The organism is Pseudomonas sp. MIL19, assembly GCF_028680365.1.
In the GTDB taxonomy this organism is placed as follows: Bacteria; Pseudomonadota; Gammaproteobacteria; order Pseudomonadales; family Pseudomonadaceae; genus Aquipseudomonas; species Aquipseudomonas spirodelae.
The window spans coordinates 96,807-103,757 of sequence record NZ_JAPPVG010000012.1; the positions used below are offsets into that span (position 1 = coordinate 96,807).

Annotated in this window: 7 protein-coding genes; 3 read left to right on the forward strand and 4 right to left on the reverse strand. The window is 57.1% G+C overall.

What is annotated here, in order from left to right:
- Nucleotides 1-238 precede the first annotated feature (238 nt).
- Together N1078_RS10830 and N1078_RS10835 are read left to right on the forward strand one after the other, a co-directional pair.
- Complete coding sequence (locus N1078_RS10830) at nucleotides 239-994, forward strand: substrate-binding periplasmic protein (RefSeq protein WP_274088183.1); 756 nt, start codon at nucleotides 239-241, stop codon at nucleotides 992-994.
- A gap of 242 nt (nucleotides 995-1,236) precedes the next feature.
- On the forward strand, nucleotides 1,237-1,449 hold the full coding sequence (locus tag N1078_RS10835) for a hypothetical protein (protein WP_274088193.1): 213 nt from the start codon (nucleotides 1,237-1,239) through the stop codon (nucleotides 1,447-1,449).
- Between the two features lie 47 nt (nucleotides 1,450-1,496).
- Here the strand turns inward: N1078_RS10835 and N1078_RS10840 are convergent, their stop codons facing one another.
- Nucleotides 1,497-2,996, reverse strand: a complete 1,500-nt coding sequence (locus N1078_RS10840; RefSeq protein ID WP_274088184.1) for a helicase HerA-like domain-containing protein — start codon at nucleotides 2,994-2,996, stop codon at nucleotides 1,497-1,499.
- Nucleotides 2,997-3,125: 129 nt separating this feature from the next.
- On the opposite strand from N1078_RS10840, the gene N1078_RS10845 reads away from it, so the two are divergent.
- Nucleotides 3,126-5,003: a methyl-accepting chemotaxis protein gene (locus N1078_RS10845; protein WP_274088185.1), complete on the forward strand. Its 1,878-nt coding sequence runs from the start codon at nucleotides 3,126-3,128 to the stop codon at nucleotides 5,001-5,003.
- 183 nt (nucleotides 5,004-5,186) lie between these two features.
- Here N1078_RS10845 and N1078_RS10850 read toward each other — a convergent pair whose 3' ends face one another.
- From N1078_RS10850 to purU, 3 genes are read right to left on the reverse strand one after another with little or no spacing between them, the layout of a single operon-like run.
- Nucleotides 5,187-5,372: a hypothetical protein gene (locus N1078_RS10850; RefSeq protein ID WP_274088186.1), complete on the reverse strand. Its 186-nt coding sequence runs from the start codon at nucleotides 5,370-5,372 to the stop codon at nucleotides 5,187-5,189.
- Nucleotides 5,373-5,399: 27 nt separating this feature from the next.
- Nucleotides 5,400-5,825 (reverse strand): CBS domain-containing protein, encoded by a 426-nt coding sequence (locus tag N1078_RS10855; protein ID WP_160013327.1) that lies wholly within the window; start codon nucleotides 5,823-5,825, stop codon nucleotides 5,400-5,402.
- A gap of 45 nt (nucleotides 5,826-5,870) precedes the next feature.
- Nucleotides 5,871-6,722 (reverse strand): formyltetrahydrofolate deformylase, encoded by an 852-nt coding sequence (gene purU, locus N1078_RS10860; RefSeq protein WP_274088187.1) that lies wholly within the window; start codon nucleotides 6,720-6,722, stop codon nucleotides 5,871-5,873.
- Nucleotides 6,723-6,951 lie beyond the last annotated feature (229 nt).

A 6,951-nucleotide genomic window follows, 5' to 3' on the forward strand; every position in this document is an offset into this window, starting at 1 on the left:
CGCAAATGTAGGGAGGCGCGGGTGTTTCCTCAATTGCATAGAGTTTGCAAGGTGTTACCGAGCAGTCCACCTGCGACGCTGAAATAGCAAGGGTCTCCAACAAAACCCAGCGCATTGCGGTAGGCACAAACAGGCACTAGGCAAATACGCTTACACAAGGCTAATAATACCAACCACTATGTGCATCCCAATTAATGCAGCGCCTGCGAGCGTTCATCGCAACTAAAAGGATTATGTCGTGCTGACACGCAATGCACTGTGCGCATTGGCGAGCTTGCTCTGGGTAAGCACTTCGGTGGCTGAAGAGCTGCACTTTGTGACTGAAGAATTTCCACCCTTCAGTTATTCACGCGGAGCAATTGCCAGCGGTGCCCTGCCCGAAATAGTCGACGCCACCTGCCTGATCTTGCAGTGGCGCTGCCACATTGAAGTTCTGCCCTGGCGGCGCGCGCTGCAAAAGGCCGAGGATGGTGAGGTGGATGGCATTTTTACCGTGATTCAATCACCCGCACGGCAACAGGCATTTTTTATCACCCCCATGCTGGTGACCTCCAGCTACGACTTCTACACCTTGCGCAACAGCAACTTCCACTACAGCCAGCCAGACGATTTGCATGGCCGCCAGGTCGGCGTGTATGGCCCATCGGGCACCTCGTTTGTGCTGCAGGAAAGCCTGAATAACACGCCAGATGTCGAGGTTAAACTGGTGACCAACAACCATCGCCTGTTATTAATGCTCAATGCCGGACGTTTTGGCGAGCAAGGCATAGTGGTGCTTAATCGTGATGTTGCTCGCCACCTGATCGAACATGAATATCTATATGCATTGCGTCACGCCGGCCATTTGGCGTCAATTTCATATGGCATTGGTTTTTCTCGCAAAAAAGTCACCCCAGCGCAGTTTCAGGCATTCAATCGCGGGCTGAACACACTGCGTAATAACGGCCAGCTTGCAACCATCCTGCAGCGCTATGGTCTACACCCTGCCAATTAAGCAGGCTGGACATTTAACTTGGCTTCGCCATAATTGCCCCGCGCAGCCAAATCAGTCCCTTAACAAACCTGACAACTCGTTCAGGTAAAGCTCAATTAAAGGGCACACTCGCGCGCTGATAGTCCTTGAAACTATTCGCAGCGTTTATAAATGCGCAGGCCAAAACTGTTTGGCCGTCTCAGGTGCCCAAGCCATATGCCTGGCATCCAGCCAATATTCTGTTCAAGACCATGGGTAACTACGTGACGAAAGACGAACTGCGCGCCGAACTCGAGCGCCAGGCGCAGCGTTACAAGGATGTATACGGCGGGGAAGTGATTACCTACGCCGCTCAACCGGACCCCGAGCGCAAGCCGTGGCGCAAGAAGGCTAACCTTCTCGACCAAGCGTTTGAAAAAGAATTGGAAAAAATCGAAAAAGAGCTGCAAAGCAAAACCGACGAGGCCTCTGGCTGACGCCCCGTCGCCTTGACAGGCCATCCCCTGCAGAGATGGCCATAGGCTCAACGCCCTTTACCGCCCATTAGCGAACCCAATAGACCGCGCACCAGTTGCCGGCCGATCTGATTGGCCGCCTGGCGCATGGCTGTTTTCATCACCTGACTGGCCAGGCCACCGAGCAGCTCGCCAGCAGCACCAGCAATCCCACCACTGGCCTCTGCCTTCTTGCTGGCAGCGCTCGGTTTGCTTGGCTCTGTCTGTTGCGCAGCCTGCTCAGCGCGGGCGGTCAACAACTCGTACGCTGACTCACGATCGATTGGCTTGTCGTAGCGGCCACGCAACGGCGACTGCTGAATCAACGCCGTGCGTTCAGACTCACTCAGCGGCCCGATACGCGACTGCGGCGGCGCAACGGCTACACGCTGGACCATGGCCGGCGTGCCTTTGGCCTCCAGCGTGCCAACCAAGGCTTCACCGATCCCCAGCTCGGTGAGTACCGTCAACGTGTCGATAGCCGGATTCGGCCGGAAGCCATCGGCCACCGCGCGCAGCGATTTCTGCTCTTTGGCGGTAAAGGCGCGCAGGCCGTGTTGAATACGCAGGCCCAGCTGCGCCAACACATCGTCCGGCAAGTCGCCCGGCGACTGGGTAACGAAATACACCCCCACGCCTTTCGAACGGATCAGTCGCACCACCTGCTCAAGACGCTCCTGCAAGGCCTTGGGAGTATCGGCAAACAACAGGTGCGCCTCATCAAAGAACAGCGCCAGCAGCGGCTTGTCGGCATCTCCGCGCTCCGGCAGCTGCTCGAACAATTCGGCCAACAGCCAGAGCAGGAAGGTCGCGTAGACCTTCGGTGCCTCATGCACCAGACGGCTGGCGTCGAGCAGATGAATGCGCCCGCGACCATCGCGGTCCGGATGCAGGATGTCTTCCAGTTGCAGCGCCGGCTCGCCAAACAGCGCATCGGCGCCTTGCTGTTCCAGGCCCGCCAATTTGCGCAGCAGGGCTTGCGATGACGTGTTGGTAAACAACGCGCTGTCTTCGCCCAGCACCTCGGGGTGGTTCTTCAGATGCGCCAACAGCGCCTTGAGGTCTTTCAGATCGAGCAGCAGCAAACCTTCGCGGTCCGCCACCTTGAATGCGGCATAGAGTGCGGCTTGCTGGCTGTCTGTCAGCTCCAACAACGCACCGAGCAGCAAAGGCCCCATCTCACTCAATGTGGTGCGCAGTGGATGGCCGCTCTTGCCCTGCACATCCCATAGCGTTACCGGGTAGGCCATCGGCTGGTGATTGAGCCAGGGCATGCTGGCGATGCGCTCAGCCACCTTGCCTTGCGGCGTGCCGGCAGCGCCCAGACCGCAGAGGTCGCCTTTAACATCAGCGGCAAACACCGCCACGCCAGCATCGCTGAAGGTTTCAATCAAGCGCTGCAGGGTCACCGTTTTGCCAGTGCCCGTCGCGCCGGCAATCAGCCCGTGTCGATTGGCCAAACGCAACGCCTGCCCCACCGGCATCCCTTGAAGATCGGCCCCTACAACAAACTGCTCGGTTTGCGCCATCTTGTTATCTCCATGGTTAAAGCTTTACTGCAACTAAGCCGACATAGTCAGCATGCCGCATACCCTGCGACAGCCACTGCCTTACATCAGCTCAAGACTGATGCCAGAACTTAACGGACGCAAGAAGCCATGACCAACAACCTGAAGTTCAGCCACAAGATTCTGCTCGCCGCCTCACTGGTGGTGATCGCTGCATTCTCGCTGTTCACCCTGTACAACGATTATCTGCAACGCAATGCCATTCGCGCGGATCTGGAAAGTTATCTGCATGAAATGGGTGAGGTGACCGCCAGTAACATCTCAAACTGGTTGTCCGGACGTATCTTGCTGGTGGAAAACGTCGCGCAGTCGGTTGCCCGTGACGCCTCCAGTGAGGTGCTGACCGGCTTGCTGGAGCAGAAAGTACTGACGTCGACCTTCGACTTTACCTACCTCGGCAGTGCCGACGGCGAATTCACCATGCGCCCGGACGACGAAATGCCAGCCGATTTCGACCCGCGCACGCGTCCCTGGTATAAGGATGCCATGGCCGCCGGCGGTAGCACCCTGACCGAACCCTATATTGACGCTGCCAGCGGCGAGTTGATTATCACCATCGCCTCACCCGCCAAAGCAGCAGGCGTCGCCGCCGGCGATCTGAGCCTCAATACTCTGGTAGAGATCATCAACTTGCTGGATCTCGATGGCATCGGCTATGCATTTCTGATCAGCGCTGACGGCAAGATCCTGGTGCACCCGGACAAGTCCTTGGTGATGAAGAACCTCAGCGAGGTCTACCCGCAGAACACGCCACGGATCAGTAGTGATTTCAGCGAGACAGAGCTCAATGGCGAAGAACGCATCCTCACCTTTGCCCCGGTCAAGGGGCTGCCCTCGGTGAACTGGCATGTCGGCCTGTCCATCGACAAGGATGCAGCCTATTCGATGCTCAGCGAGTTCCGCGCCTCGGCGATCATCGCCACCATCATCGCCGTGGTGCTGATCATGCTACTGCTGAGCATGCTGATCAGCGTGCTGATGCAACCGCTGAATGTCATGGGCAAAGCCATGGAGGACATCGCCCAAGGCGAGGGCGACCTGACCAAGCGCCTGAGCATTCAGTCCAACGATGAGTTCGGCCGCCTAGCCACAGCCTTCAACCGCTTCGTCGAACGTATCCACAGCTCGATCCGCGAAGTGTCATCCGCCACCAGCCAGGTCAATGAAGTGGCCAAACTGGTGGTCGGAGCCTCCAACTCGTCGATGATCAACTCGGATGAACAGGCCAGCCGCACCAACAGCGTCGCCGCGGCAATCAATGAGCTGGGCGCCGCCGCTCAGGAGATCGCCCGTAACGCCGCCGACGCGTCGAATCAGGCTTCAGATGCCCGTCACCTGGCTGAAGACGGCCGCCAGGTCGTGGAGAAAACCATCCAGGCGATGAATGAGCTGTCCGGCAAGATCAGCGCTTCCTGCAGCAATATCGAAACCCTCAACAGCAAGACGGTGAACATCGGGCAGATTCTTGAGGTGATCAAAAGTATCTCCCAGCAAACCAACCTGCTCGCGCTCAACGCAGCTATCGAAGCAGCGCGCGCCGGTGAAGCCGGCCGGGGCTTCGCCGTGGTCGCCGATGAGGTACGCAACCTGGCCCATCGCACCCAGGAATCGGCACAGGAAATCGAGAAGATGATCGAGGAGCTGCAAGTCGGCTCCCGTGAATCGGTCACCACCATGACCGAAAGCCAGCGTTACAGCGAAGAAAGCGTGGAGATTGCCAACCAGGCTGGCGCGCGCCTGAGCAGCGTGACTGAACGCATCGGCGAGATCGATGGCATGAACCAGTCAGTGGCCACCGCCACCGAAGAGCAAACCTCGGTGATCGAGTCGCTCAACGTCGACATCACCGAAATCAACACCCTCAACCAGGAAGGCGTGGAAAACCTCAACGCGACCCTGCGCGCTTGCGGTGATCTGGAGCAGCAGGCCAGTCGACTCAAGCAACTGGTCGACAGCTTCCGCATTTAAGATGTTTACCGCGATCAGCTGCGCGTCGGCCCTGCCGCGTTAAAAACAGACTCGGAATGCTCATGTACAACAGTACACTCCGCTTCCTCGCCTGTTTTTGCCTTGCAGGGCTCTAGCTCGCAAGATCGGAAGCTGACTGTAGCGGCAATAAAACAAATGGGGCGCTCACTGAGCGCCCCGTTTTTATTTCTGCTTTTCGCTATTCGCTGGCAGTTGTTCGTCCTGCTGCAATTGCCGCCACAACTCGGCAGCATCAGCAAACTCGGTACCGTCTTCAGGAGTCAGCTCCTGCGGATCATAGCGCTGCGTACAGCCCTCCCCGAGCACCGGTGGCGCGCTGGATGTTCCACGCGCAAGCGGATCAGTCATAGCACCTCCAATATGCTTCGTTGGGCTTCAGTTAAGTGCCAGGTGACCTTCGTCATGCTGGGCGAACTCTTTGACCGCACGCAGCACATCGCTGCGGCTGACCTGCCCGATCAAGCGGCCCTCTTCGACCACTGGCAAACGCCGGCGCCGGCCGCGCAGAAAGCGCTCGGAGATTTCGATGATATCCGCCTCTGGCGAAATCACTTCCACCTCGGTGGTCATGTAGGCACTGACATCACCGCCCGCCGACTCGTAATAAGCGCCAGAGAGGATGCCGCGCAAACAATCGCCTTCCGATAACAAGCCCACCAGATGCCCTTGCCCATCGACCACCGGCGCGCCGGAAATACGGTGTTCAAGCAAACGATTGATGGCGGTGAACAGATTCATTTCAGGACGAAAAGTCACCAAATTGCGGGTCATGTAGTCACGTACTTTGATTGACTTGAGCATCAGTAATCTCCTCTGCCTGCGCTGAACCGAAGGGCTGCTTACACGTCAGTCGAATACCACCGTCTTATTGTCATGCACCAGCACTCGGTCTTCTAAGTGATAGCGTAGACCACGCGACAGCACCATCTTCTCGACATCTTTACCCAGGCGCACCATCTCTTCGATGCTGTCACGGTGACTGACGCGCACCACGTCCTGCTCGATGATCGGGCCGGCGTCCAACTCTTCGGTGACATAGTGCGAGGTCGCACCAATCAACTTAACCCCACGCAACGACGCCTGATGATAGGGCTTGGCCCCGACAAACGACGGCAGGAAGCTGTGATGGATATTGATGACCCGCTGCGAGAACTCCGCACAGAGGTTTGCTGGGAGAATTTGCATATAGCGGGCCAGCACAATCACGTCAGCGTCATGGGCTTTTACCAAGCGCTCGACTTCATCAAAGGCGGGTTGTTTATCTTCAGGGTTAACCGGTACGTGGAAGAACGGAATGCCATGCCACTCGACCATGCTGCGTAAGTCATTGTGGTTGGAAATCACACACGGAATGTCGCAATCCAGTTCGTTACTGTGCCAGCGGTGCAACAAATCAGCCAGGCAATGGGATTCACGGCTGGCCATCAACACCACACGTTTCTTCTGCGCCGAATCGGTAACCCGCCACTCCATAGAAAACTCGCGGCCGATCGGCGCAAATGCCTGGCGGAAACCGTCCAGGTCAAACGGCAGTGAGTCGGCACGGATCTCATGGCGCATAAAGAACCAACCGCTCTGGTTATCCGAGTGATGACTCGCTTCGGTAATCCAACCGTTGTAGGTGGCCAAAAAGTTACTGACCTTGGCCACGATTCCAACCCGGTCTGGGCAGGCAATAACCAATCGAAAAGTACGCATCAACGGCTCCAGCACGCAAATAAAGTCGGCCATTCTAGTCACAGCAAGAGAAAACTGCAGTACTCAAACAGCCTTGGCGAGCCGCCATCAGAGCAACGCCGGCGGCCTCTGCAACTCAAGTAGCGCAAAAACGCCAAGAACCACCTGCTGAATATTAACCCGGCAATCAAATACATCAAATCATGCTGCGTAGGCGATACGTGGATGCCGGAAATAAGAACGGACTCTT

Coding starts and splice junctions, on each gene's coding strand:
- N1078_RS10850 (WP_274088186.1), bottom strand. CDS start 5,372: ATGACTGATCCGCTTGCGCGTGGAACATCCAGCGCGCCACCGGTGCTC.
- N1078_RS10855 (WP_160013327.1), bottom strand. CDS start 5,825: ATGCTCAAGTCAATCAAAGTACGTGACTACATGACCCGCAATTTGGTG.
- N1078_RS10840 (WP_274088184.1), bottom strand. CDS start 2,996: ATGGCGCAAACCGAGCAGTTTGTTGTAGGGGCCGATCTTCAAGGGATG.
- purU (WP_274088187.1), bottom strand. CDS start 6,722: ATGCGTACTTTTCGATTGGTTATTGCCTGCCCAGACCGGGTTGGAATC.
- N1078_RS10845 (WP_274088185.1), top strand. CDS start 3,126: ATGACCAACAACCTGAAGTTCAGCCACAAGATTCTGCTCGCCGCCTCA.